The 24,037-nt window shown below is 52.4% G+C and carries 19 protein-coding genes; 6 read left to right on the forward strand and 13 right to left on the reverse strand.

Annotation, left to right across the window (positions count from 1 at the left end; genetic code table 11):
• Positions 1-173 precede the first annotated feature (173 nt).
• The 9 genes from R3I13_RS00790 to trpS all read right to left on the reverse strand — a co-directional run bounded on the left by R3I13_RS00790 (position 174) and on the right by trpS (position 12,990).
• Positions 174-1,496 (reverse strand): aspartate kinase, encoded by a 1,323-nt coding sequence (locus R3I13_RS00790; protein ID WP_346315999.1) that lies wholly within the window; start codon positions 1,494-1,496, stop codon positions 174-176.
• A gap of 22 nt (positions 1,497-1,518) precedes the next feature.
• Positions 1,519-2,595, reverse strand: a complete 1,077-nt coding sequence (locus R3I13_RS00795) for an Ldh family oxidoreductase (protein WP_346316000.1) — start codon at positions 2,593-2,595, stop codon at positions 1,519-1,521.
• Between the two features lie 8 nt (positions 2,596-2,603).
• Positions 2,604-2,915, reverse strand: a complete 312-nt coding sequence (locus R3I13_RS00800; protein WP_346316001.1) for a DUF3467 domain-containing protein — start codon at positions 2,913-2,915, stop codon at positions 2,604-2,606.
• A gap of 153 nt (positions 2,916-3,068) precedes the next feature.
• Entirely contained in the window at positions 3,069-4,547 is a 1,479-nt protein-coding gene (locus tag R3I13_RS00805; RefSeq protein WP_346316002.1) for a SusD/RagB family nutrient-binding outer membrane lipoprotein, read from the reverse strand.
• Positions 4,548-4,566: 19 nt separating this feature from the next.
• The gene (locus R3I13_RS00810; RefSeq protein ID WP_346316003.1) at positions 4,567-7,737 is read right to left on the reverse strand and encodes a SusC/RagA family TonB-linked outer membrane protein; all 3,171 of its coding nucleotides are present in this window, start codon (positions 7,735-7,737) and stop codon (positions 4,567-4,569) included.
• A gap of 616 nt (positions 7,738-8,353) precedes the next feature.
• A complete protein-coding gene (locus tag R3I13_RS00815; RefSeq protein WP_346316004.1) occupies positions 8,354-10,381 on the reverse strand; it encodes a helix-hairpin-helix domain-containing protein in 2,028 nt (675 codons plus the stop codon).
• A 116-nt stretch (positions 10,382-10,497) separates the two neighbouring features.
• Positions 10,498-11,208: a hypothetical protein gene (locus R3I13_RS00820; protein ID WP_346316005.1), complete on the reverse strand. Its 711-nt coding sequence runs from the start codon at positions 11,206-11,208 to the stop codon at positions 10,498-10,500.
• A 111-nt stretch (positions 11,209-11,319) separates the two neighbouring features.
• The gene (locus tag R3I13_RS00825; protein WP_346316006.1) at positions 11,320-11,952 is read right to left on the reverse strand and encodes a deoxynucleoside kinase; all 633 of its coding nucleotides are present in this window, start codon (positions 11,950-11,952) and stop codon (positions 11,320-11,322) included.
• 33 nt (positions 11,953-11,985) lie between these two features.
• A complete protein-coding gene (gene trpS, locus R3I13_RS00830; protein WP_346316007.1) occupies positions 11,986-12,990 on the reverse strand; it encodes a tryptophan--tRNA ligase in 1,005 nt (334 codons plus the stop codon).
• Between the two features lie 147 nt (positions 12,991-13,137).
• Here trpS and gatC point away from each other — a divergent pair, with 147 nt between their 5' ends.
• The 4 genes from gatC to tyrS all read left to right on the forward strand — a co-directional run bounded on the left by gatC (position 13,138) and on the right by tyrS (position 16,169).
• On the forward strand, positions 13,138-13,428 hold the full coding sequence (gatC, locus tag R3I13_RS00835; RefSeq protein ID WP_346316008.1) for an Asp-tRNA(Asn)/Glu-tRNA(Gln) amidotransferase subunit GatC: 291 nt from the start codon (positions 13,138-13,140) through the stop codon (positions 13,426-13,428).
• Between the two features lies 1 nt (position 13,429).
• Positions 13,430-14,137, forward strand: coding sequence for an ABC transporter ATP-binding protein (locus R3I13_RS00840; RefSeq protein ID WP_346316009.1), 708 nt, complete (start codon positions 13,430-13,432; stop codon positions 14,135-14,137).
• Positions 14,138-14,220: 83 nt separating this feature from the next.
• Positions 14,221-14,781: a cob(I)yrinic acid a,c-diamide adenosyltransferase gene (locus R3I13_RS00845; protein ID WP_346316010.1), complete on the forward strand. Its 561-nt coding sequence runs from the start codon at positions 14,221-14,223 to the stop codon at positions 14,779-14,781.
• A gap of 101 nt (positions 14,782-14,882) precedes the next feature.
• The gene (gene tyrS / locus R3I13_RS00850; protein ID WP_346316011.1) at positions 14,883-16,169 is read left to right on the forward strand and encodes a tyrosine--tRNA ligase; all 1,287 of its coding nucleotides are present in this window, start codon (positions 14,883-14,885) and stop codon (positions 16,167-16,169) included.
• Between the two features lie 33 nt (positions 16,170-16,202).
• On the opposite strand, the gene R3I13_RS00855 is transcribed toward tyrS, so the two are convergent.
• From R3I13_RS00855 to R3I13_RS00870, 4 genes are all read right to left on the reverse strand, one after another.
• Positions 16,203-16,574 (reverse strand): rhodanese-like domain-containing protein, encoded by a 372-nt coding sequence (locus tag R3I13_RS00855; RefSeq protein ID WP_346316012.1) that lies wholly within the window; start codon positions 16,572-16,574, stop codon positions 16,203-16,205.
• A 555-nt stretch (positions 16,575-17,129) separates the two neighbouring features.
• Entirely contained in the window at positions 17,130-17,579 is a 450-nt protein-coding gene (locus tag R3I13_RS00860) for a hypothetical protein (protein ID WP_346316013.1), read from the reverse strand.
• 122 nt (positions 17,580-17,701) lie between these two features.
• A complete protein-coding gene (locus tag R3I13_RS00865) occupies positions 17,702-19,003 on the reverse strand; it encodes an amidohydrolase family protein (protein ID WP_346316014.1) in 1,302 nt (433 codons plus the stop codon).
• A gap of 21 nt (positions 19,004-19,024) precedes the next feature.
• Positions 19,025-22,126 carry an amidohydrolase family protein gene (locus R3I13_RS00870; protein ID WP_346316015.1) on the reverse strand — a complete coding sequence of 1,034 codons (3,102 nt, stop codon included), beginning with the start codon at positions 22,124-22,126 and terminating at the stop codon, positions 19,025-19,027.
• Positions 22,127-22,321: 195 nt separating this feature from the next.
• Here R3I13_RS00870 and R3I13_RS00875 point away from each other — a divergent pair, with 195 nt between their 5' ends.
• Together R3I13_RS00875 and R3I13_RS00880 are read left to right on the forward strand one after the other, a co-directional pair.
• Positions 22,322-22,744, forward strand: coding sequence for a hypothetical protein (locus R3I13_RS00875; protein WP_346316016.1), 423 nt, complete (start codon positions 22,322-22,324; stop codon positions 22,742-22,744).
• A complete protein-coding gene (locus R3I13_RS00880; protein ID WP_346316017.1) occupies positions 22,744-24,012 on the forward strand; it encodes a DUF4147 domain-containing protein in 1,269 nt (422 codons plus the stop codon). The genes R3I13_RS00875 and R3I13_RS00880 overlap by 1 nt, the downstream gene beginning before the upstream one ends.
• Positions 24,013-24,037 lie beyond the last annotated feature (25 nt).

The raw sequence follows: 24,037 nt of genomic DNA on the forward strand, positions 1-24,037 counted from the left end.
TCATTCTAAGTTAGCGCAAGTCTGAAGTATGGCGGTGTGCGCTTAGCGGACTTGTGCCCCATACGAACTTTCCTGGCGGCTCTATGTTCAGCCGGAGCTGACAGGACATGACATTACGCAAAAAAGGCTGAAGCAAAAAACGCCCCAGCCTTTTTGTATGAAAATGTTCGTTATCAATCCAGGTTGAACAATCCTTTATTGAGCAGCTGCAAGGTTTTTTCCTTGTATTGCCCGCCAACGAGGATGGAAATGTTATGCCTGCTGCCACCGTAAGAGATCATGCGCAGGGGCACTTCGTTCAGGGCTTCGAAGAGTTTCTTCAGGATAGAAGGCGTAGCCGCCACCTCGTTGCCTACGATGGAAACGATCGCCTGGTGATGATCCAGCTCCACAGTGCCGAAGGGCTGCAGCTCTTTCAGTATCTGGTCCAGGTTGCGCGTATCGTCGATGGTGATGGATACGGCGACTTCGGAAGTGGTGATCATATCGATGGGCGTGCGGAATTTCTCGAACACCTCGAATATTTTGCGCAGGAAGCCGTAAGCCAGCAGCATGCGGCTCGATTTGATCTTGATGGCAATGATGCCGTCTTTCGCCGCAATCGCTTTTACGCCGTTACCGCTGGGCATTTCCGTGATGATGGTGCCTTTTGCTTCGGGCTGCATGGTATTGAGCAGTTTAACGGGAATGTTAAAATGCTGTGCGGGCCAGATGGAAGCGGGATGCAGGATCTTCGCGCCGAAATAGGCCAGCTCCGCAGCTTCGTCAAAGCTGAGCTGCTCGATCGGGAAAGTTTTTTTCACCACGCGCGGATCGTTGTTGTGCATACCATCTATGTCCGTCCAGATCTGCACTTCAGAAGCCTGTATGGCTGCGCCGATCAGGGAAGCGGAATAGTCGCTGCCGCCACGTTTCAGGTTGTCTATTTCACCGCGCGCATTGCGGCAAATGTAACCCTGCGTGATGAAAAGCGTCTGGCCCTTCTGCTGGTCGATCAGTGTGCTGAGGCGTACTTTCATGCGGGGGATCTCCGGTTCTTCAAACTCGTCGATGCTCATGAAATCCAGCGCAGAGAGCAGCACGGCGTTGATGCCGGCCTCTTCAAGGTACGCGCAGAACAGTCTGGTGGAGAGCAATTCGCCCTGCGCCAGTATATCTTTATTCAACGCTTCATTGAAGGATATCTTCAGGATGATGTTGAGGAATTCAAAATGTTCGTCTATAATAGCAGTGGCATTCTTCCGCCCGGCATCTGTTTTCACCAGTTCCTGCACAAAGCTGCGGTAATGGCTTTCCAGCTTGTCTATTTGCTGTTTGGCCTGTGCCTTCTTGCCTTCAGAACAGGATTGGCCGATCTCCACCAACGCATTCGTGGTGCCGGAGAGGGCAGACAGTACTACTATTTTGGCATCCGGATCTGCGGTGATCAACTTCGCTACGGCATGCATACGTTCCGGTTTACCAACCGAGGTTCCGCCAAATTTTAAGACTTTCATTTGTTATCGTGGTATATATTACTTAAAAATCGATTTTAAACTTCATGGCTATTTCACCCAGATCTTTCACAACGGGCTCCAGCAGTGGAATTCCTGATTCCAGGCGCTCAGCCTGCATTTCCCTCTCCGGGTCTCCCGGTATCAGCACTTTTTCATGGCCTTCCGCGGTGGCGGCGTTCCTGAAACGGTTGATCCAGGTATCCATATGATCCTTGAATTCATCCGCCGGGCGGAACGCATCTACCCGCATGGCACCGAAGAAATGGCCGAGGCCCTTACCCACAGGGTCGGCCGGAAGCGGCAGGAAACTAACAAAAGGCGGCGCCCAGGGACCGTAATTGGCTCCTGAAAGCACGGCCGAAAATATATCAACTATTGATCCCAGGCAATAACCTTTATGGCTTCCGTGTTCGCGGTCGCCTCCCAATGGCAGCAAAGCGCCGCCATTCTTCAGTTCGTTCGGGTTGGTGCTCGGGATGCCGTTCTTGTCCTGGATCCAGCCCAGCGGCGCTTCCTGCTCTTTGCGCTGGAGTATTTCCAGCTTGCCATTGGCCGCCGTGGTAGTGGCAAAGTCCGCCACAAATGCCGGCTGCGTAGCCGCAGGAATGGCCACCGCAATGGGATTGGTGCCCAGCATACGTTCGGTGGCAAAAGTCGGCGCTACAAGCGGGCTGGCATTCGTCATGGCCATGCCGATCATATCATGCTGCAAGGCCATCATAGCATGATAACCTGCGATCCCGAAGTGATTGGAATGGCGCACGCTCACCCAGCCGGTACCGGCATTTTTCGCCTTATCGATGGCCACCTGCATGGCAAAGGGCGCCACCACGAGGCCGAGGCCGCCGTCTCCGTCCACCACCGCGGTGCTGGGGGTTTCATGTACGATCCTGATATCTGGAACCGGGTTGATACGGCCGGCTTCCCATAAACGGATGTAGCCAGACAAACGGGCTACCCCATGGGAATCGATGCCACGGAGGTCCGCAGACAATAAAACAGTGGTGGCCAATTGTGCGTGCTCAGGCGTACAGCCGATCTTCAGAAATACATCCCGTGTAAAAGCGTGCAGATGATCGTAAGGAAAAACTTGCTCCATTATATAAATTATGCCTGTGCAGTAGGCCCTCCGAAGTTCATGGGAATGGAAACCGGCTCCTGGTCCTGTATGGTGCCGTGTGCAGACTCATATTTCTTTACATTGTCCACCAGCGCTTTCATCAGGCGTTTGGCATGCTGGGGAGTGAGTATGATGCGTGATTTGACCCTTGCTTTCGGCAAACCGGGCATCACATTAATAAAATCAACCACAAACTCAGACGGAGAGTGCGTGATAATGGCCAGGTTAGCATATGTTCCGTCGGCAATTTCCTCGCTCAGCTCAATATTCAGCTGCTGCTGCTCATTTTGATTTTCCATTATATGTGGTTTAACGAGATACAAAAATAAAAAAAGAGGTGCCATTTCCAGCACCTCTTTTTTTATTATGGCCAGTTTTGGAATAATTCCGGATTTTCCGGCCCTTTGCAGGAGCCATGAATCCGGAATTATAACACGGGTTGTTCAAGATAATTACTTATCCCACCACACGGGGGTAGACAGCTCGTCCGGGCCCTGCCGGGACAGCGCTTCTTCGTAGTTCGCCTTGTTCAGGTCGCGTTCGGTGCTGATATAGCACTGCCTGCGGGGTATCTGTCCGCCTACATTCACAGCATCGGGCGCGGGAGCCAGCATGGGATAACCTGTTCTGCGCCATTCCGCCCAGGCTTCGTAACCGTTGCCCAGGTAGAAATTCAGCCATTTCTGGGTCTGGATGCGCTCCAGTTTCACGGCGGTGGTCTGAACGGGCAGGATCACCACGTTCGCGCCGGCGGCGTATGTTGCAATTTCCACATCAGTAATGGTTTTAGCCGCAAGGCCATGCCATTTCTGAAGGGATGCGGTGATGCCCTTGTTGTACCAGTTGAGCACTTCCGCATCTCCACCAGGGATCCAGCCGATGAGGGCTGCTTCGGCCATAGTGAAACATGTTTGTGCGTAGGTGGTAAGCAGGGCCGGGAAATTCTGCGCGGCAGGCGTAGTGCCTATCAGGCTGAAATCGCCGGTGGTGAACTGGTCGTTTACGCCGTAAGGCACCCCCTCGTAAGTTCCGGCTGCATTCGCAGGGGAACGTGCAAAGATGGAAAGGCGCGGATCGGCCAGCAGCTTCAGTTTATCGATCATGGTATTGCTCACCCCGTAGTCGTAACGGCTGCGGTAGTTGGTATACCAGGGGCTTTCGAATGCCTGCACAGCCTGGTAAGGGAAAGCCGCGTCATCAGTATTCGCGCCCATCAGGCCGGCGGCAACCGCTTCTGTAAAAGCAGTGCGCGCGGTTGTTGCTTCTGCGGTTCCGGAGAGGCGCAGCGCAGCAATGGCACGGAGCGTATTAGCCCAGCGTTTCCATTTTCCAAAACTGCCGTCGAACAGCGGATCGTTGGGCATGGCCACAGTGATCTGCGCGGAGGCTTCTTTGAATTCTTTCAGCAGGTCGAGATAGATCTCGCGTTGCGGCGTGAATTTAGGCTTTGTATTGGCAGAGCCTTTGAGCGCGTCAAAGTAAGGAATATCGCCCCAGCGGTCCGTCATGGTCAGCATGAGGAAACCGCGCAAAATACGGGCATGGCCGATCTGGTTGTCGTTCGGACTATTGTCCAGCACGGCTTTGGTGCCTTTTATTGCAGGATCGGTATTCATTTCGATGATCCTGGTGAGGTCCATCAGCGGGCCTGAATAGATCGCGTTATAGCTGTACTCCCGGTTGAAATAGCGGGATTCGTTGTTGTATACATATTCTGCAAGATGCTGCACGTACAGTACCCCGCCGGCGGCGTTGTTGATGCCGCCGATGCCGATCGCCGCGCTGCCAAACAGGAATTTGGTGCTGGGCTGGCTGGCCTGGTTGGGGTTCACGTTGAGGTCCCCGAAATCCTTGTTGCAGGATACGGTGCCTGCCAGCGTAATCCCCAGCATCACCGCAGCCGTTATATGTTTTAACCTGATGAGTTTCATATCTTCTACGGTTTTGATGTTAGAAAGTGACTTTTACGTTGAAGCCGACGGAACGTGTGCCGGGCAGCTGTCCGCCTTCGAGCCAGGAAGATTCCAGCTCAGAGGGGTCAATGCCCTTGGTCGCGCTGTGGATCAGCCAGAGGTTCTGCCCGATCACTGACACGTTGATGCCTTTGAAAGGCGTATTGGTCAACATGCGGGTCGGGAAAGAATACCCGATGGCCAGCTCACGCAGCTTCACGTAAGAAGCGTCGTAGGTCCAGTTTTCCCAGAGGGAGAACAGGTAAGATTCGTAGAGGTCTTTAGTGTCTGCGTATGCTTCGTTCGGCTTGCCGGAATTGGCATTGATGGCATCCAGCTTCACGCCGCCACCCTGGTCAACAGGGTCGCGTATGGGCTTGCCTTTGTCGTTCATGCCAACTGTTTCAGCCGCAAGGCCGGAACCGGAGGTGAACATTTTGGTAATAGATACAAACTTGCCTCCTTTCTGGAAGTCCAGGGAGAAGTTGAGGGAGAAGTTCTTGTAATAGAAGCCGGAAGCAACACCGCCGGTCCAGTCGGGGGTTACATATCCCAGCTCAACGCTGTTTTTTAACAAGGGGTAACCATCGTCGTCCACCAGTATTTTACCGGTAGCCTCATCTCTCTCGAAACCGCCGCCCATGATAAGGCCGTAAGAAGAGCCTTTCTTCGCGTTAAGGGAAACGCGGGGCGAACCTACGAAACCAAACGATAGCGCGGAACCGTCAAGTGCAACCTGCAGGTTTTCCACATCGGGCGCGATGGACACCACTTTATTTTTCATGAAAGCGAAGTTCACATCAATATCCCAGCTGAAATCTTTCATCTTCAGCGGAGTGGCGCCGATCGTGAATTCCCAGCCTCTGTTGATCATTTCACCGGAGTTGATCCTGCGGGCGGAATAACCGGATGAACTGGGTACGGTTACATCCACGATCTGGTCGATGTTCTTGCGGTAGAAGTAGTTCACATCCAACCTTGCGCGGTTATTGGCAAACTGGAGCTCGGTGCCGATCTCGTAGCTGGTAGACAGTGCGGGACGGAGGCTGTCATTGGCCCTGGTGTCCGGCACGCTCATACGGGAATATGTGGCACTGCCTGATTTCGGGAAGTTGGTTCCCAGTGCGAATGTTTCCTGCGTGCTGTAGGGATCGGTATCTGTACCGAGGCGGGCAACAGAAGCACGCACTTTACCAAAGCTCAGCCAGTTGCGGGTATTAAGCACTTCGGTGAATACGAAGGAAGTGCTTAAGCTGCCGTAAACGTATGAGTTATTGAAAGAAGGCAGGGTGGAAGAAATATCGTTACGCACCGTTGCATCCAGGAACAACATGTCCTTATATCCAACGCCGGCATAGCCGAACAGTGAGTTCACCTTACGTTCCTGGATCAGGTTAGTGGTTACTTTTTCGTTGAGCGAGTTGCTCACGTTATACACATCGGGTAGAATGAAACCACCTGCTGTAGCGGATGTTACGCGGTAACGGGTGCGGGTGTTCAGCTCGCCCCAGGCGCCTGCGCGTACAGAGAAATCTTTGATGGTCTTTTCGTATTCGATGTTGGCGAGGTAGGAAACTTCCGTGCGTTTGTCTTCTTCCGTAGAGAAAGAAGCCGGATCGATCGTATAGGAAGCCACGCGGTTGTCGCCGTTCAGGTTTTCGAAAGTACCACGGGCGATCACACCGGCTTTGAAGCCGTTCATGAAGTTGTAGTTCAGTGTTACCTGTCCATATACGGTCTGGATGTAGTTGTGGCGGATGTTTTCATTCGCTTCGGTATACGGGTTATCCCAGTATTTGGGCGTCGGATTGGTAGGACTGGTGATGTTCCAGCTGCGGAAGCTGCCGTCCGGGCGTTTGTAATATTCTTTTAATTTGCCGATCTCCAGGTTGCGGTGGAACCATTGGTTGAAAGAACCGGTTGTCTGCGTGCTGTATCCTTCGCGCGGAACGTTGAAGAGATATTCATTCACATAGTTCACATTGGTGCTCAGTGTCAGCCTGTCGGTCAGGTTGAGGCTGCCGTAGTAGGCAAGCCAGTTCTTTTGCTGCTTGGAGTTCGGGATCACGCCGGTACGCGTCAGGTTGGTGAAGGAGAAGCGGTTTGTCATTACGTCGCTGCTCTTCGCGAAAGACACGGTAGTGTTGTTGGCAATGCCGGTCCTGAAGAAGTCGCGCACATTGTCCGGCTGGGCAACGAAAGGTTTCTGGATGCCGAAGTCAGATGGGCTGACTGTTTTATCCCAGGCATACCAGGGAGCGTGCATGGTGCCGTCCATGCGGGGTCCCCAGCTTTCGTCCACTTCGTAATTATAATATTTGGCGCCGTCCAGTTTGGCCAGCGCGGGATCGTGCGTACCAGGCTGGTAGGTGAAGGTCTTCCAATCCTGTGAGCTGCCGCCGCCATATTCGTTCTGGTAATCGGGCAGTACGTATACGTTTTCAAAGGTGGTGGTATGGTTCACGGTAAGACCGATGCCGCCTCCGGATGTTTTCTTGGTGGTGATCACCACTGCGCCTTCTGATGCACGCTGGCCGTAAAGTGCGGTGGCTGCGGGGCCTTTCAGTACGGTGAGGGAAGCTACATCGTCCGGGTTGATCGCGGTGTTGGGAGTGATCACGCCGTCTACCACGTAAATAGGATTACCGCCGGTGAGGTTGTTCACCCCGCGCAGGCGTATCTGCATAGTACCGAACTTGGCGCCGGAACCGCCGCGAAGCTGCACCCCGGCCACTTTGCCGGCAATGGCAGTGTTGAGGTCCGCTTGTTTGGTCTGGGTGATCTTATCCGCTTTGATTTCCTGTACGGAATAACCCAGGGATTTTTTCTGGCGGTTCATACCGAGAGCGGTTACAACCACTTCTTCAAGACTTTTGGCATCCGGTGCGAGAGACACGGAAACGGAAGTGAGACTTCCTAAGGGAATTTCTTTAGCGAGATAACCAACGCTCCTGACAATAAGGATAACGTTGGCGCCAGATACAGAGATCGTAAAGTTACCTTCCTGGTCGGCAGTGGTTCCGGATGTTGTGCCTTTAATCTGGACGGTGGCAAAGGCTATGGGAGCACCATCGTCTCCCACTACCTTGCCCGTCACCTGGCGCTGCTGCGCAAATGCCAGGCTGACGCTCACCATCATCATGGTGATGAACAGTAAAGCTTGTTTCATAAAAAAGATTCAGATTTTGGATGAGAAACTTGTTAATAAATAGGCGGAATAATGGTTTTACTGTTTCAGGTCATAAATTGCAGTTTAGTTTTAGCTTGTTGTAGAATATTGTTTTAACGGACTAACTTGTTATTCAAGTACAGGTCTATAGATGAAGGCCGGTTTAGGCAAAAAGCTTTCCCGATCTAAAAAATCTCAATTTTTTAAATGCAATTTCAGGTCCCGGGTTTTGATCATGGGCAGGTAAAAGAATGGCAGTTCTCTACCGTCTAGTCTGTGAGTCGATGCTGTTGGCTAATGAAATGGATGTACCCCATTCATGTGTCTCGGATTTAGATTTAGAGTTCAGTTTCGATTTAGATGATGACCTTTTTTCTTCTGTTACTACTCAGTTAAGCATTGTTAGGATGAACGGTAAGTAACCACTACTGATCTTGGATGTTGATTGTAATGATTTTGGATGATAGGCGTAAGTTAGTGATTTATTTTACTTCACCATCATCCGCGGTTAAACTTTTGTTAAAACCCCTGCTAGATAACTTCATAATTCATTGTATAACAATTACATACAAACAGAAAAAAACATGAAAAAATTTCATTCCGCGGTTTAAAGAAATCACCAACTGAGCTGTAATTGCAGCTGCAGGCTTGTTTTCCTGCTTCCCGCAATCTTTTCCAAACCTGTGCCATTGCTCTCGCTGCCGGGATATACAGATCGCTGCCACCGGCACCAGATCGTCAGACCTGTAAATACTTGGTACAGCAACTGTGCATGCCCATTATGCCCTCTCCCTGAAAACCGGGACAGCGACTGATCTCCGGGGAATCCCAAGGCGGCAAGATATAACCCATCTGTTTCCGCGGTGTCGAACCAGGCATATCCCCCGCTTAATTTCCATCTGCCCCAACGCGCCTGCACCTGCTGATATAATAACCAACTCTCTGTTCCTTTACCGAATGCCGCCTGCATTCTCCCGTTCCACGTCACCCGCTGATCTACAGGCAAACCGGCCCGTGCGCTGATGTGGTGCCTGCGCTCAATATCTACGAACCTTTGCCGCAGGGGCGGCGCTTTTACATCCACGGGCGACTGTGCATAGCGGTACGTAACATTCAATAAAGATTTTTTGTCCGGCATCCATTGCATGAACAACAATGCATCTGTACCCTCAGCTGGCGCGCTCACGCGGTATCGCAGCCAGGGCGAGCGGAACACATCTGCATAAGCAGCCAGCAACCATTTCGATCCAAACTTGCACTGTATGCCCAGGTACATCCCGCTTTCATTACCCGGTGCGCTGCTTTCACCGAAAGAATTACCATACATGCTGCGATATGCTTTATGCTCGTAACGGTACAGCATGGCAAGGTCTACCCGGGAACTTAATGCCGCCAGCAAACCCTGCAGCAGCGCCGGGTTTCCTTTCCCGTCTACAGCCGCTTCTCCAAACACGTGTATATTCCGCCAGCCAAATGCATGATCAACACTGGCGTTGTACACCCGCTGCCCTTCCATTGCGTATAACCGGTACAGTTCTTCTCCCTTCTTTAATGAGTGAGAATATTGGTGCCCCATGACATTTAATGCAATGTGCCCCTGTTTTATCCGCCGTTTTATAACAGCGCCGGCGGTATACTGACGCATGGTGTTCCGCAATGCCAGCTCGGAGGCAGTCCTGTGATAACCGGCACTGGAAAGCGTCCCTTCTTCAAAAGCTTCCCCATTTGACGCAGTGTCCTCCACGATACTTAATCTCCCGTCCAGCGCCCGGTACGATATAAATCCGGTTACACTGTTTTTCCCCGCTTCCCAGGTAATTCCCCCGCCGCGATAAAAGAAAAATTCCCCTGCTGAAGCATAAGGCCGCAATACTTCACTTTCGCGTTTCACCTGCATCACCGCGGCGCTTTTCCCGAAAGAAAGCCCCTGCCACTGCACCAGCCCCTGCCCCATGTTCACCGTGTAATCCCCCAGTGCCAATACTTTCACATTCCTCAACCGCTGCAGGAATAAATGGAAGCCGATATGATCTCCCACCCAGGGCATTCTCTTTCCCATCCATTTTTCACCTGCATCTTTTTCCACTACCAGTCCCCAGCTGGCGTAGCGGCCAAACCGGTACCGGTATCGCAGCAACATTTTATCAGGACTGCCGAGATACTTCACAGCGCCGCTGTCCTTCCGCGTGTAACCTTCCGCCAGCTCAAGGCCCCGGCTGTAGCGTATTTCCAGCTGATGTTTCCCCTTCCTGAAATAATCCTTCAAGGTATAATACGGTTCCAGTCCGCTGCCCGCCTGCACATACGGCAACATGGCACGGATCAGCGGGAGCTCAAAACCCGGCACTGCCTGTAATTCATAAATTGAGACCAGCGGGCCGAGCCTTTCGCGGTATTGCAGCAATGTATTCACCTGCAATGCATCCAGCAATCCCAGCCCATGCAGGGCAGCTGCGTCTGCCGTGTTCAGGTTCAGTTTCCGGTGAGTGTATGCCGTCAACTCCTGGTATTGTTCATCGTTTTCCCGTGCCTGCTCCTGCCCTTCCTCGTTTCCCGTTTCACGGCCTGCGCTTTGTTCCTGCCGCATTTCCATCGGGTGCTCTTCCTCCTGGGCCCATGCATGCACTGCAATGCACAAAAACATTATAACAAACAGGAAATATTTTCGTGCAATCAATGAAACGCTTGACAGGAAAAACTTTCCGCTTATTCCTCTTTCACCATGAAAACACTCCACAGTAAAGACTTCGGTATCCCTGTTCATTCCTTTCCCCATACCAGCGATATGCCCGGCGTAATACCCAGTGTGTGATGAAAACTCCCCGTCACCCCGATCTTCCAGCGTTCGCCTCCATAGCCGATGCCGGCAAACTGGTACACCGGCTGCGTTGCCCATCCTCCCAGCACCATGAACCGCTTCAGCGGCAAATAGGCACATTGCACCCGTACGGACATCGGCATCGTCACATCCTTGCGCATTACCGCTTCCAGCCGCAGTTGCTCCGAAGCCCTGTACCCCAGCGTTACCATTCCCGCAGCATCATCGCTGCCGGGATGATACAGGTGCATGCCCATATTGAACTGCGAGGTCAGCTGCCAGTCCACTCCCAGCTCCCCGCCCATGCCGCCGCGACTGTAATTCAAGCTGGCTGCTGCCTTCAGCCGGCTTCCCAACGGCAACGCATATCCCAATCCGAACAACTGCTCCCGGTAAAGCCGGTAACCCAGCTGCCACAGTTTTATGCCGATCACACCACCGGCCAGCGGCATACCAAACGCCAGCGCCTGCACGCTCAGCTCGCGCAGCATAAAACGCCGCTCCGTGTAAGCGCCCGCAGTAAAATGCTCCAGCAACGCCAGCCGCGCCGGGTTCTGAAAAACGCTGAATACTTCTGAAAAACTTCCGCCCGCCGGGATGCGCGGAGCCTGCATGGTTAAGAATTGCAGGCAAAAACAAACAATGACTATCATGTTATTCCTGGTTAAACAAACAATGCCGTAAAAATAAAAAGGAGTGTGATCTGCAGCAAAAAAAATATCCCCGGAATCCGGAGATTCCAGGGATACAATTCATTATAAAGATCAGAATAAGCCGTACAGCTCTGAATCTACACGGGAGATAATTTCTCCGAGATCTTCTTCCTTATCGGGGAATTTATTCTTGTCCACATCGATGATCAGCAAAGGCCCGTCCTTGTACTTCTCGATCCAGGCATTGTAAAATTCGTTCAGCCGTTTCAGGTAGTCCAGCCGGATATTTTCTTCATATTCCCGGCCACGCTTCTGTATCTGCGCCACCAGCGTAGGAACGGACGCCTGCAGGTAGATCAGCAGGTCCGGCGGCTTTACCATCGATTTCAGGGTTTCGAAAAAGTTAAAATAATTATCGAAATCCCTTTTGGTCATCAGCCCCATCTCGTAAAGGTTGGGTGCGAAAATATGCGCATCCTCGTAAATGGTGCGGTCCTGGATCACCGTGTCTTTCCCATGCTGAATATCCACCAGCTGCTTCAGGCGGCTGTGCAGGAAATAGATCTGCAGGTTAAACGACCAGCGGGGCATATCGTCGTAGAAGTCGCTCAGGTAAGGGTTATGCTCTACGTCTTCAAACTGCGGCACCCAACGGTAATGTTTGGCGAGCATTTCAGTAAGAGTAGTTTTTCCGGCGCCGATGTTGCCGGCTATCGCTATGTGCTTGATCTTATTTTTTGCCATGCATGGGGGTGTATGATACAACAAGTTAAAAAATCAATAGAAATTAATGCCCATTAATTTGCGGGCCTCGGAGAGCGTCTGCGAAGCAGTGGCGCGGGCCTTTTCCGCTCCTTCGCGCATAATGCGGTGAAGGTAAGCGTGATCCTGCTGGATAGCCGCCGCCTTTTCACGGATAGGGGCGATAAATGCCACCATATCCTCTCCCAGTTGTTTCTTCATATCCCCGTAGCGGATATTGCATTTGTTAAAAGCTTCTTCGAAGAACTGCACGGTATCAGGGGTTGACACCAGGTTCATGAGGGTGAACAGGTTGTTGATATAGTCAGGTTTCTCTGAATTCTCAGACTGCGGGCCGCTGTCGGTCTTCGCCTTTTTGATCTTGTTGCGGATCGCATCGTCGGTATCGTTCAGGTAAAGGGTTGAATTTTCGTTTTCACTTTTGCTCATTTTCCCGTTCCCGTCAAGGCTCATGATGCGAACGAGATCGTCGCCGTAGTTGAAAGGGAAAGGTTCGGGGAAGAGGAAACCATAACGGTTGTTGAACCGCTGCGCGAAGTTGCGGCTCATTTCAAGATGCTGCTCCTGGTCCTTGCCCACGGGCACTTTCACGGCACGCTGGATAAGGATGTCCGCACTCATCAGCACGGGATAGGTCAACAGGCCCGCGTTCACGTTATCCGGGTTCTGGCGCACTTTATCCTTGAAGGTCGGCACTTTCTCCAGCTCGCCTTTATACGCCATCATATTCAGCAGCAGGTATAGCTCCGCGATCTCGGGAATATCACTCTGCACGTACAACGTTACTTTCTCAGGATCGAGGCCAGAAGCGATGTTTTCCGCCAGCACGCGGTACACGTTGCCGCGCAGGTCTTTCGGATCGGGATGAGTGGTAAGGGAATGCCAGTCTGCCACGAAGAAATAACAGTTAAATTCTTCCTGCATCCGGATGTAGTTGCGGATGGCGCCAAAATAGTTCCCTAAATGCAAAATGCCGGTGGAGCGGATGCCGCTGACAACAATTTCTTTTTCCTTTACCATATCGGGGCGCAATTTAATAAATTTTAACATCGTGCTATGTTATTCAATAGCAGAATGCCCGCCTTTTATCCCTATTTTTGCCTATCGATCACATTTATCGATTATATGAATACAATTTATTAGCTTTAAACCGTTAATTTAAAACCCATGGAAGTGAACGACGCACTGATCCGCCAGCTGGCGACCTTATCCCGGCTGGACATCAATGCCGCAGAGCAGGAGGAGATCCGGCACGATCTGCAAAGGATGATCACCTTTGTGGAAAAGCTCGGAGAGCTGGATACCACTAACGTGAAACCTATGCTGCATATGACCCGCGAAGCGAACGTGTTCCGCAAGGACGAGGTGAAGCACCCGATCAGCCGCGAAGAAGGGCTTCAGAACGCTCCCGCCCATACAGCAGAATACTTCAGCGTCCCTAAAGTAATCAAGAAATAATATGGCCCAGTCTGTTATCCATCTCGAAGACATTCGTAAAAGCTATTTCATCGGCAAAAATGAGCTGCCGGTGCTGAAAGGCGTTTCGCTGGACATCCTGAAGAACGAGTACGTAGCCCTCATGGGCCCGTCCGGCTCCGGGAAAAGCACCCTCATGAATATACTCGGGGCGCTCGATACGCCCACCAGCGGCAGGTATGTGCTGAGCGGCCACGATGTGAGCAGGATGGAAGACAATGAACTGGCCCGCATCCGCAACCAGGAGATCGGTTTCGTGTTCCAGCAGTTCAATCTCATGCCCAGGCTTTCCGCCCTGGAAAATGTGGCTGTACCGCTGATCTACGCCGGTATCGGTAAAAAGGAAAGGGAAGACAAGGCACGCCACATGCTCGAAAGAGTAGGCCTTGGCGACCGCTACAAACACAAGCCCAATGAGCTTTCCGGCGGCCAGTGCCAGCGCGTGGCCATTGCCCGCGCCCTGGTAAACGATCCTTCCCTCATTCTCGCGGATGAGCCCACCGGTAACCTCGACACCAAAACTTCCGTGGAGATCATGGAAATATTCGGGCGTATCCACGACTCAGGCAATACCGTAGTGCTGGTTACGCACGAAGAAGACATTGCCGATCATGCCCGCCGCATCATCCGCCTGAGAGACGGCGTGGTGGAGTCGGATAAGCTGAATCCCGTAAAGTCCCTGGCCCACTGAGCCAGGCACAGCATATCATTCAAAAGGCAGCTTCAGCGGGGCTGCCTTTTTTCTTTTGATTAACTTCGCGAAAAACAGCAACCATGGCTTTCAAGATATACACCAAAACAGGCGATAAAGGCAAAACCTCCCTCATCGGCGGCACCAAAGTATCCAAAAGTCATCTCAGGATCGAGACCTACGGTACCGTTGACGAGCTGAATTCCTGGCTGGGCCTGGTGAACGACCATATGACCGAAGCCGCCGTCAAAGCCCTGATAGGCGAGATCCAGGACCGCCTCTTTACCATCGGCGCCTCGCTCGCCACAGACCCGGAGAAGAACGTGAAAATGAGCATCCCCGACCTGCACGCGGAAGACGTGAAACTGCTGGAAGACGCGATAGACGCGATGAACGAGGCGCTTCCCGAAATGAAACATTTCATTATTCCCGGCGGCCACCCGGCTGTATCCCACAGTCATATTGCCCGTTGCGTGTGCCGCAGGGCGGAAAGGCTGTGCGTAGGCATGCAGGAGCAGGAAATGGCCGTGGAGCCGCTGGTGCTGCAATATCTCAACCGCCTCAGCGATTACCTGTTCGTACTGGCCCGTTATGCCGGCCACCTGCTGCATGTGCCTGAGATCCCCTGGAAGCCAAGGGTATAGGCTATTTCACCTTCACACATTAAACTAAAGCAATATTCATGGCGGCTCATGCCGTATTTCGTGATTGAATCCGTAGGTTTGCAAAAATTTTTCATCATTCCATGAATCTTATATCTGAATTGCGCTGGCGGGGTATGATACAGGACATCAAGCCGGGTACTGAAGAACAGCTGCAAAAGGAAATGACCACTGCCTATATCGGCTTCGACCCAACGGCAGATTCGCTGCACGTAGGCAGCCTGGTGCCCATTATGCTGCTGGTGCACCTCCAGAAGGCAGGCCATAAGCCGCTGGCCCTCGTGGGCGGCGCTACCGGCATGGTAGGCGACCCGTCATTCAAAGCGGAAGAAAGAAAAATGCTGGATGAGGCCACCCTGCTTCACAACCAGCAATGCATCAAAGCACAGCTGGAGCGTTTCCTGGACTTCGACCAGTCCAAGCCCAACTATGCGGAGATGGTCAATAACTACGATTGGTTCAAAGGCATTTCTTTCCTCAACTTCATCCGCGATGTGGGGAAACATATCACCGTCAATTACATGATGGCGAAAGATTCCGTGAAAAAGAGGCTGGAAGGGGAAAGCGGCATGTCGTTCACCGAGTTTTCGTACCAGATGATCCAGGGTTACGACTTCTATCATCTTTATACGGCGAAGAACTGCAAAATGCAGATGGGCGGCTCCGACCAGTGGGGCAATATTGTTACCGGCACGGAGCTGGTGCGCCGCATTGGCGGTGGCGAGGCGTATGCCTTCACCTGCCCGCTGATCAAGAAAAAAGATGGCAGCAAGTTCGGGAAATCAGAAAGCGGCAACATTTGGCTGGATCCTGCTAAAACCACGCCTTACCAGTTCTACCAGTTCTGGCTGAATGCAGACGATGAGGACGCAGAAAGCTACATCCGCATCTTCACCTTCCTGGACGAGCCCACCATAAACGACCTGATCGCGGAACACCACCAGGACCCAGGTAAACGCGTACTCCAGAAACGCGTGGCGCAGGAAGTAACCACTTTCATCCACGGCGCAGCCGAATATGAGGCAGCCCTCAAAACGACCGAAAGCCTGTTCAGCAAAGGCGCTGGTGTGGACACACTCAAAACCATGACCGAAGAACAGCTGCTGCAAACGCTTACCGGCGTAGACCTGAAGGAAATGCCCGCCACAGTGCTTTCTGAGCAGAAAGACGTGGTAACCTTCCTTGCAGAAGCAGGCGTATTCACCAGCAAGGGAGAGGCCCGCAAGCTGATACAAGGCGGCGGCATGAGCATGAACGGCCAGAAGATCACTGCGGTAGACCTGCGGATCACGGAGGAATCGCTGCTCAATGGCAAGAACATCCTCTTCCAGAAAGGGAAGAAAAATTATATCCTCGTAAAGTTCGTGTAAACGTTTTACGGCCGTCAACGGCGCAGCACAGCATCAGTCTGTGGCTGCGCCGTTTTCTATTTCCACCGGGTAGCCTTTGCGCATCCATACGGTGATTCCCGCGCTCATTACATACACGTTCTCAAACCCCATGTTCCTGGCTCTTTTGGCGGCATAAGGCGCGGCGCCGCAGAGGGCGTCGGAGCAGTAGAAAACCAGCGTATCGCGTTTATCGTCGCTGAGCTCGTGCGCGGAATAATCCCCGGGATCCAGGTGGCGGGCGCCGGGAACGTGGTGGCGGCGGAAGGAGGCGCATGTGTTGTTGTCGATAGCGATAAACCCCGGCTCTCCCAGCCTCCGGCGCACTTCTTCCGGGGAAATTTCGGCGAGCCCGAAGAGCCGGGTGGTGGTGATCCTTGTTTGCATATTGGTTGTTTTAGGGCAAAGGTCCGGGGAGGGAGTGACAAGGGTGTGTCAGGAGGGGGCGGGAATCATTATGATTGGTTGGCTGTCATTATAAAACAAAGCCAGGAAGGTGACCTTCCTGGCTTTGTTAATCTTTATTAAGATTCGTTGTATCGAATACAACGATGCTATGGTCTTTTAAGAAAGATCATTTTGCTAAGAATTTCGTTCGACTTGTCTATCTTTTTTTGAAAAGCCGGCGGCACCGTTTCAATCTGCCTTACAGTAACCGGATATGGGTCAACCCCTATATCTATCATATTAAAAGTCCGCTTTAAAGTCTGTTTTTTCTTTTTAGAGAGCATACAGTTTAATTTATAAAAAATTAGCGCTTCGGCTGATTATCAAGAAAGACCGCATTCTCAAATATCTTGTTTATCTCGTCCACTTTCTTTTGAAATGCAGGTGGTATCTCTTTAACCTGTCTAACTGTAAATGGATACGGCTCAACAAGTGTCTCCTTGGAACTTTGTTTTTTCTTTTTGACTGGCATACAATCCAATTTATGTAAAAATACTATTTTTTTCGCACCAAAAACACCACGTAGCCTATTCTAAACGGGTCATACTCAATTTCCGCAAATTCTCCATTAATCATAATCATTCCTGATATGCGGTACTTCTCAGAAAAACGCGAACGGTATCTCTTTAAAATCATATTATATACAGCTGTTCTTTGCAGTGTACTGCCTTTAAAAGAAAGCACACAATCTGGATTACGATCTAAAAAGTATTCCATTATGCTGATAATGGTAGAAAATACTTTAAGCAAATCATCATTATTAGTTTCTGATACATCATCAATACTTCCGTCTGAGCGCACATCACCGAAACCGAAATTGTAATATCCCAACCTCGAGACAGGTGTAATTACAACTTCTTTAATGATGGTTCCCTTAGGACCCTTACTCGCAAATCTAAATATAGTGGGGCTTCTAACCTCCACTTCATAAGGTAAAATATTCAATCAGTTGGTTTTTGATCTGCGCAATTTAATGATTCAACCAACGCGATGATTTTTTTTACCAACAAAAAAAAGCGTGTTACAGAAAAACTGCAACACGCTTTTTCACAATGAAATAAATCAAATCATTTCAGGTCATACTTATACTTATACCGTTCATACAACTGCTTATGCTTATCCTCCAAACTCACCTCACGGCCCTGGATGTAAGCGCGGGTGATCACGCTTGATTTCATGTCCAGGATGTCGCCGGTGCTCACTACGATGTTCGCGTCTTTGCCTACTTCAAGGGAACCGGTTTTGTCGGCGATGCCGAGGATCTTCGCAGCGTTGAGGGTAACGGAGCTGAGCGCTTCTTCCTTCGTCATGCCGTAAGCGCCTGCAGTGCCGGCGTTGAAAGGAAGGTTGCGCTGCTGCCAGAAACCTTCGTTGCTGATGCAAAACAGTACGCCTGCTTTTTGAAGCTGGGCGGGTGTTTTATAAGGCTGGTCCACATCATCGTCTGCCATTACCGGCAGGCTATGCGGCTGACTGAGGATCACAGGGATGTTGTATTTCTTCAGCACGTCGGTGATCATCCACGCGTCTGTTCCTCCAACTATCACTACGTCAATATCAAACTCTTTCGCAAAATCTGCTGCCACGATCAGCTCTTTCACCAGGTCTGCATGAATAAAAAATTTCTGCGTCTTGTTGAAGAGGCCTTTCACGGCGGCGTATTTCAGGTTCGTTTCAGCATGTTGCCCATTGGCGGCGTAAGCCTGTGCTTCGCGGAGGAAGGATTTTACACTGGCAACTTTTTCCATGGCCGCTTTCACCGCGTCTGTAGCAGGACCTGCCGCAGCGCTGCCAAAAGGATTGGCGCGGGGCATCAGGCGGGGCATGAAGAAATGAATGCCGTTATCGGTTTTGTAGGCTGCGTCCTCCCAGTTCCAGGCATCCAACTGCACCACGGAGGAACTGCCGCTCACAAGGCCGCCCTGCGGAACCACCTGCGCCAACAGGATACCGTTGGTGCGGAGGGTCGCTATCACTTTGGAATCGGTATTGTAGGAAACGATGGAACGCACGGAGGGATTGATCTCTCCCACTTCTTCGTAGTCGTTGGTGGCACGTACAGATTCCACTTCGGTGAGGCCGAGGTTGCTTTCCGGGGCAATCAGTCCGGGATAAACGTGCTGGCCATTCGCGTCAAATACTTTTACATCATCTGCAGGGATAGGCACGTTGGCGCCCACTGCTATGATCTTGCCGTTATTGAACCCGATGGTACCGTTTTGTATCACCTGGCCATTGCCTACGTGGATGGTGGCATTCCTGAGGAACACCAATCCCTGCTGCGGTTTGGCGGGATACACCGTTTCCTGCGCACGGAGAGCGGTGCTGCAAAGGGAAAGGATCAGTATATAAATGAATGTCTTTTGCATGTTGTTTCGATTTTTGGATGATTACTGCTGGTAAGCATCGTCCATGATATGATGCTGGTGGCCTGCCTGGAGGTCTTCGCAATGATAGATCTCTTCACGGCTTGGTACGGGCCTTCCCATGGGAACGCCTTTCTTCTTCTCGCCGAGCATTTTGCCGATGAGGCGGTTGCGCTCTTCTGCAATGCGTTTGCGCAGCTCAAGGTCTTTATCGCGGTCGAAGTAAATAATACCATCCACCATTGTTTTTTCTGCTTTTGCGTAGATGCTCAGCGGGTGATCGCTCCAGAGCACGAGATCCGCGTCTTTGCCGGCTTTGATGCTGCCGATACGGTCTGCCACATGCAGGAGGGTAGCGGGGTTGAGGGTCACCATTTTCAGGGCGTCCTCTTCCGCCATGCTGCCGTATTTCACGCTTTTGGCCGCTTCCTGGTTCAGGCGGCGGGCCATTTCAGCGTCGTCGGAATTGATGGCTACGGTGAGGCCTACACGATGCATGATGGTAGCGTTCTGCGGGATGGCGTCTACCACTTCCATTTTATACGCCCACCAGTCTGCAAAGGTGGATGCACCTGAGCCATGCGCTTTCATTTTATCCGCCACTTTATATCCTTCCAGGATGTGGGTGAAGGTGTTGACCTGGAAACCATACTGGTCGCCGGCTTTCAGCAGCATATTGATCTCGCTCTGCACGTAGGAGTGACAGGTGATGAAACGTTTTTTGTTCATGATCTCCACGAGCGCGTCCAGCTCAAGGTCGCGGCGTTTGTTGGCGCCTGCTTTTTCGTAATCCCTGGCGCGGGTGAAGGCGTCTGCCAGCACTTGCTCAACCCCCATGCGGGTCTGCGGGAAACGCACGCGCTGGCGGTCGCCCCAGTTGGATTGTTTAACGTTCTCGCCCAGCGCAAACTTGATGAAGCCATCCCAGTTCTTAAATTTGATATCTTCTGCATTGGCGCCCCAGCGCAGCTTGATCAGCTGGCTTTGCCCGCCGATGGTATTGGCGGAGCCATGCAGCAAATGGCTGGAGGTAACGCCGCCGCTCAGCTGGCGGTAGATGTTCACGTCGTCGGGGTTCACCACATCGGCTATACGAACTTCAGAGGTAACGGACTGCGTGCCTTCGTTCACCCCGCGGCTGATGGCGATGTGAGAGTGTTCGTCGAGGATGCCGGGCGTGAGGTGTTTGCCGGTGCCGTCTATCACGCGGGCATTGCCTGCGGAAAGATTTTTACCTACCTGCGCGATCTTGCCGTTGCGCACCAGTACATCCGCACCTTCCAGTTTGCCTTCTTTTTCATTGGTCCAAACGGTGGCATTGCGGATCACCACGTCCTGCTGCGTGGGCAGTGTTTCATAACCGTAGCCGGAGAAGGGAAAATAGAGCTTCCCATATTGCGGGCTCTCTTTTTTCTTCACTGAATCTTCTTTAGCGGGTACGGGTGCGGAGAACACGGCTTCCCAGGTTACAGGCCGGCCTTTATCGTCGGTACCGGAGCCGCTCCAGGTGTTGACTGCCCCTGGCTGCTGACCGATAACGCCGCTCAGGCGTACCTGCATGGAATTATCTTTTTTGTTGTTGATCACCATTTTCACCAGCTGGCCATCCACCTCGATCTTGCCGGGAATGGTGTCTTTATTCACCAGGGTCAGCGAAGCAGGCGTGCCTTTGATGGTTACCGGGTAAGTGGCGCTGGCGTTGGGATAGGTGAGCGTGATGTTGTACACACCACGCAGGTCCTGCCATCCATCGGTTTTCAACACATATTGGTTACCCTGCACCCAGTTCTGGAAAAACACGGTGTTTTCGCTGAAAACAGGGCCGGAAGTGATGATAAAGTTGGCCAGCTTACCGGCATCCAGGCTGCCGATGCGGTCGTAGGCCTTCAGCAGTGTGGCGGGCGTTTTGGTAAGCGCTTCCAGTGCTTTCTGTTCTGAAAGACCGTATTCTATGGCTTTACGCAGGCTGGAGAGGAAGGTCTTCGCATCTTTCAGATCGGCGGCGGTGAGACAGAAAGGAATATTTGCCTTTTCGAAGGCGCCGGCCTGTGTGGGCGCCAGTTCCCAGTGCTTCATATCCGTAAGCGCCACGAAACGCGCATCGTTAGGATCTTCCACGTCCATAGCCTGCGGGTAGTTCACCGGCAGGATGAAGGTGGCTTTGGTGGCGGCCATTTCGGGAATACGCTGGTATTCGTTGCCACCGGCTTTGATGATGTATTGCACGCCAAACTCATCGCCGATCTTGTCTGCGCGCAGCACATTCCATTTTTCGTTGGCGTCGAAGATCTGCGGCAGGCCCTGGTTGTCGTTCCAGGCCTGGAGACTGAGGTTCACGCCTTCTTTGGCGGGATTGCCTTTGTACCACTGTGCATCCAGGTATTGCTGGCGCAGCAGGGCAATGGTGCCCATGAGGGAGCTGGGGTAATCCTGGGTGGAAGAACCTTTCTCGAAAGAATAATTGGCGGAAGCCTTTTCACGGAGGATGGTCAGGTGCTCACGGTCGGCTGCGAGGCTGACGAGCACGCCTGTGCCGCGGGCAATACCGTCCTGCTGGTGGCTGAGCACTACGCCGAAACCTTGCTCACGGAGGGTTTTAGCTTTAGATTCGTCAGCAGAAAAGAGCTGCACGGCATTTACTTCGCTTTTGATGGCCTGGTTCCAGCCGTAGGCGCCGTTGGTGTTGGAGAGCATCTGCGGGGCCGCACCACCGCCGCGGCCGCCGAAAGAGCGGGGCGGGGCTGCGGGCATGCCGTAGTCGCTGTAAATGTCTACAAAAGAGGGATAAATGAATTTCCCCTTACAATCGATCACCACGGCATCTTTAGGGATGGCGGCGCCGGCGCCCACTGCGGTGATCTTTCCGTCGCGGATCACGAGGGTGGCGTCTTTCAATGTGTTTTGTGCGTCTTTGACAATGGTGGCATGGGTGAATGCATAACAGGCTTCACGGGGGCTGGCAACGCCATTTACCGGCCAGGTTTGCTGGGCGTTGGCCGTAAGGCCGGCCAGCAGGCATCCTACAACGCCTAATACGGAACGGTACCGTAAACGCGTTATCAGGAAGCGGCGGTGCTTCGCTTGCGCCGGTAACGGGATACCGGCAGGTAACGGATTTGATCTCATTCGATTAACTTTTAAAGAATTTAGATGATGGCTGATTCCGCCGGGCACAGGTTTAGATCATAGTATTTCCGGCATACGGTCACAATACAGCTACAAGTGCTAAATTTAACAAATGATTGACCGCATATCGTACTATTTTAGTATAAATTTTACGAGCGGTATAATACTTGCAGGAAAATCAGAGAATTCATAGTTATGAAAAATAAGACATGGAGCCTCCTTATACTGTTCTTCCTCGCCATGGGAACAGCTTACGCGCAGGATACCACGAAAACGCGGAGAGACCGCTGGGATGCGGCAGGTAAGGCTGATAAGCTGAGCGACAAACTCTACAGGGAGCTGGATCTATCAAAGGATCAGCACAGGCAGATCTACGACATCAACGAAGACATCTCCAAACGCCGCGACGCCGCCCGGCAGAACGTTTCGCTCACTTCCCGCCAGCGAATGCAGGTGTACCAGCAGCTGGATGCCGAGCGCAGCAACCGTTTCAAGTCCGTGCTTACTTCCGCGCAATACAAAAAGTGGAACGACTGGGAAATGAAGAAGAAAGCGCATATGGAAGAAAAAATGGACCGCAAGCACGATAAGAGGCAGGCCCGTAAAGCAGATCATTGATGGAAGCCATTCTGCAACAGGCAGTTGCCATCTTTGAGCATGCCGTGGCTGCCGTGCAGCCGCAGCAGTTCATGCGCAGGGCCCTGCAAAGCATCGCATCAACGGATACATCCTCTTCACGCATCTTCCTGCTGGGTGCGGGCAAAGCTGCCGCATCCATGGCGCTGGAAGCCGAAAAGATACTGGATGGCCGCATCTCACAGGGGCTGGTGGTCACCAATCACCTGCCCGCCTACACGCTGCAAAAAACCACCGTCATTACCGCCGCCCATCCTGTGCCTGACCTCAACAGCATCATTGCCGGCACCGCCATGCTGAATATGGCGGCCGCCTTCCAGCCGGGCGACCTCGTGATATTCCTGCTGTCCGGCGGCGCATCGTCGCTGCTGGCCGATGTGCCGGAAGGCGTTACCATGGAAGAATTGCAGGAACTGTTCAGCGCGTTGCTGAAAAGCGGCGCGGATATCCGGGAAATGAACACCGTGCGCAAGCACCTTTCCTCCATCAAAGGCGGCCAGCTGGCCCGTGCGCTGCTGCCCGCGGACGTGTTCACCATTATCCTCTCCGATGTTCCCGGCGACGATCCGGCGGTGATCGGCTCCGGACCTACCGTGCCGGACCCTTCCACTTTCACCGAAGCCTGGATCGTGCTTGAAAAATATCATCTCACCGAAGGATTGCCCGAAGGTATCCTGCAACATATCAAAGGCGGCATAGCGGGCGTCGTTCCCGAAACCGCCAAGCCCGGCGAGCTTTCCCATTCCACCCACCTTATTGCCGCCAGCAACCGCATTGCGCTGGAAGCCGCCGCAGAAAAGGCGCAGGCCATGGGATATCATACGCGCATCCTCACCGGCGCAGCCACCGGGGAAGCCCGGGAGCTGGCCCTATCGCTTGCAGAACTGGCGTTGGAATATGAAGGCCCTTATCCCGCGTGCCTCCTGGCGGGCGGGGAAACCACCGTGAAAGTGACCGGCACAGGGCTGGGCGGCCGCAACCAGGAACTGGCGCTGGCAACTGGACTGTTACTTCAAAATGACCCTCATATCACCTTCCTGTCCGCGGGCACAGACGGCATAGACGGCCCCACAGACGCTGCAGGCGCAGTCATCAATGCTTCCGTGCTGGCAACGGCGCCGGATCCGCGGCCTTTCCTGGAACAGAATGACAGCTGGCATTTCTTTGAACAGGCCGGCACCCACATCAAAACCGGGCATACAGGCACCAATGTGATGGATGTAATGGTGCTGTTGCTGCAAAAACCCTGATTTTCTTACCGATTGTTTGCATATC

Source organism: Chitinophaga sp. YIM B06452 (assembly GCF_039655965.1).
In the GTDB taxonomy this organism is placed as follows: domain Bacteria; phylum Bacteroidota; class Bacteroidia; order Chitinophagales; family Chitinophagaceae; genus Chitinophaga.

Bases quoted from the DNA above. Each gene is read 5' to 3' on its own strand.
- R3I13_RS00790 (WP_346315999.1), bottom strand. From the start codon at position 1,496: ATGAAAGTCTTAAAATTTGGCGGAACCTCGGTTGGTAAACCGGAACGT.
- R3I13_RS00795 (WP_346316000.1), bottom strand. From the start codon at position 2,595: ATGGAGCAAGTTTTTCCTTACGATCATCTGCACGCTTTTACACGGGAT.
- R3I13_RS00800 (WP_346316001.1), bottom strand. From the start codon at position 2,915: ATGGAAAATCAAAATGAGCAGCAGCAGCTGAATATTGAGCTGAGCGAG.
- R3I13_RS00805 (WP_346316002.1), bottom strand. From the start codon at position 4,547: ATGAAACTCATCAGGTTAAAACATATAACGGCTGCGGTGATGCTGGGG.
- R3I13_RS00810 (WP_346316003.1), bottom strand. From the start codon at position 7,737: ATGAAACAAGCTTTACTGTTCATCACCATGATGATGGTGAGCGTCAGC.
- R3I13_RS00815 (WP_346316004.1), bottom strand. From the start codon at position 10,381: ATGTTTTTGTGCATTGCAGTGCATGCATGGGCCCAGGAGGAAGAGCAC.
- R3I13_RS00820 (WP_346316005.1), bottom strand. From the start codon at position 11,208: ATGATAGTCATTGTTTGTTTTTGCCTGCAATTCTTAACCATGCAGGCT.
- R3I13_RS00825 (WP_346316006.1), bottom strand. From the start codon at position 11,952: ATGGCAAAAAATAAGATCAAGCACATAGCGATAGCCGGCAACATCGGC.
- trpS (WP_346316007.1), bottom strand. From the start codon at position 12,990: ATGGTAAAGGAAAAAGAAATTGTTGTCAGCGGCATCCGCTCCACCGGC.
- gatC (WP_346316008.1), top strand. From the start codon at position 13,138: ATGGAAGTGAACGACGCACTGATCCGCCAGCTGGCGACCTTATCCCGG.
- R3I13_RS00840 (WP_346316009.1), top strand. From the start codon at position 13,430: ATGGCCCAGTCTGTTATCCATCTCGAAGACATTCGTAAAAGCTATTTC.
- R3I13_RS00845 (WP_346316010.1), top strand. From the start codon at position 14,221: ATGGCTTTCAAGATATACACCAAAACAGGCGATAAAGGCAAAACCTCC.
- tyrS (WP_346316011.1), top strand. From the start codon at position 14,883: ATGAATCTTATATCTGAATTGCGCTGGCGGGGTATGATACAGGACATC.
- R3I13_RS00855 (WP_346316012.1), bottom strand. From the start codon at position 16,574: ATGCAAACAAGGATCACCACCACCCGGCTCTTCGGGCTCGCCGAAATT.
- R3I13_RS00865 (WP_346316014.1), bottom strand. From the start codon at position 19,003: ATGCAAAAGACATTCATTTATATACTGATCCTTTCCCTTTGCAGCACC.
- R3I13_RS00870 (WP_346316015.1), bottom strand. From the start codon at position 22,126: ATGAGATCAAATCCGTTACCTGCCGGTATCCCGTTACCGGCGCAAGCG.
- R3I13_RS00875 (WP_346316016.1), top strand. From the start codon at position 22,322: ATGAAAAATAAGACATGGAGCCTCCTTATACTGTTCTTCCTCGCCATG.
- R3I13_RS00880 (WP_346316017.1), top strand. From the start codon at position 22,744: ATGGAAGCCATTCTGCAACAGGCAGTTGCCATCTTTGAGCATGCCGTG.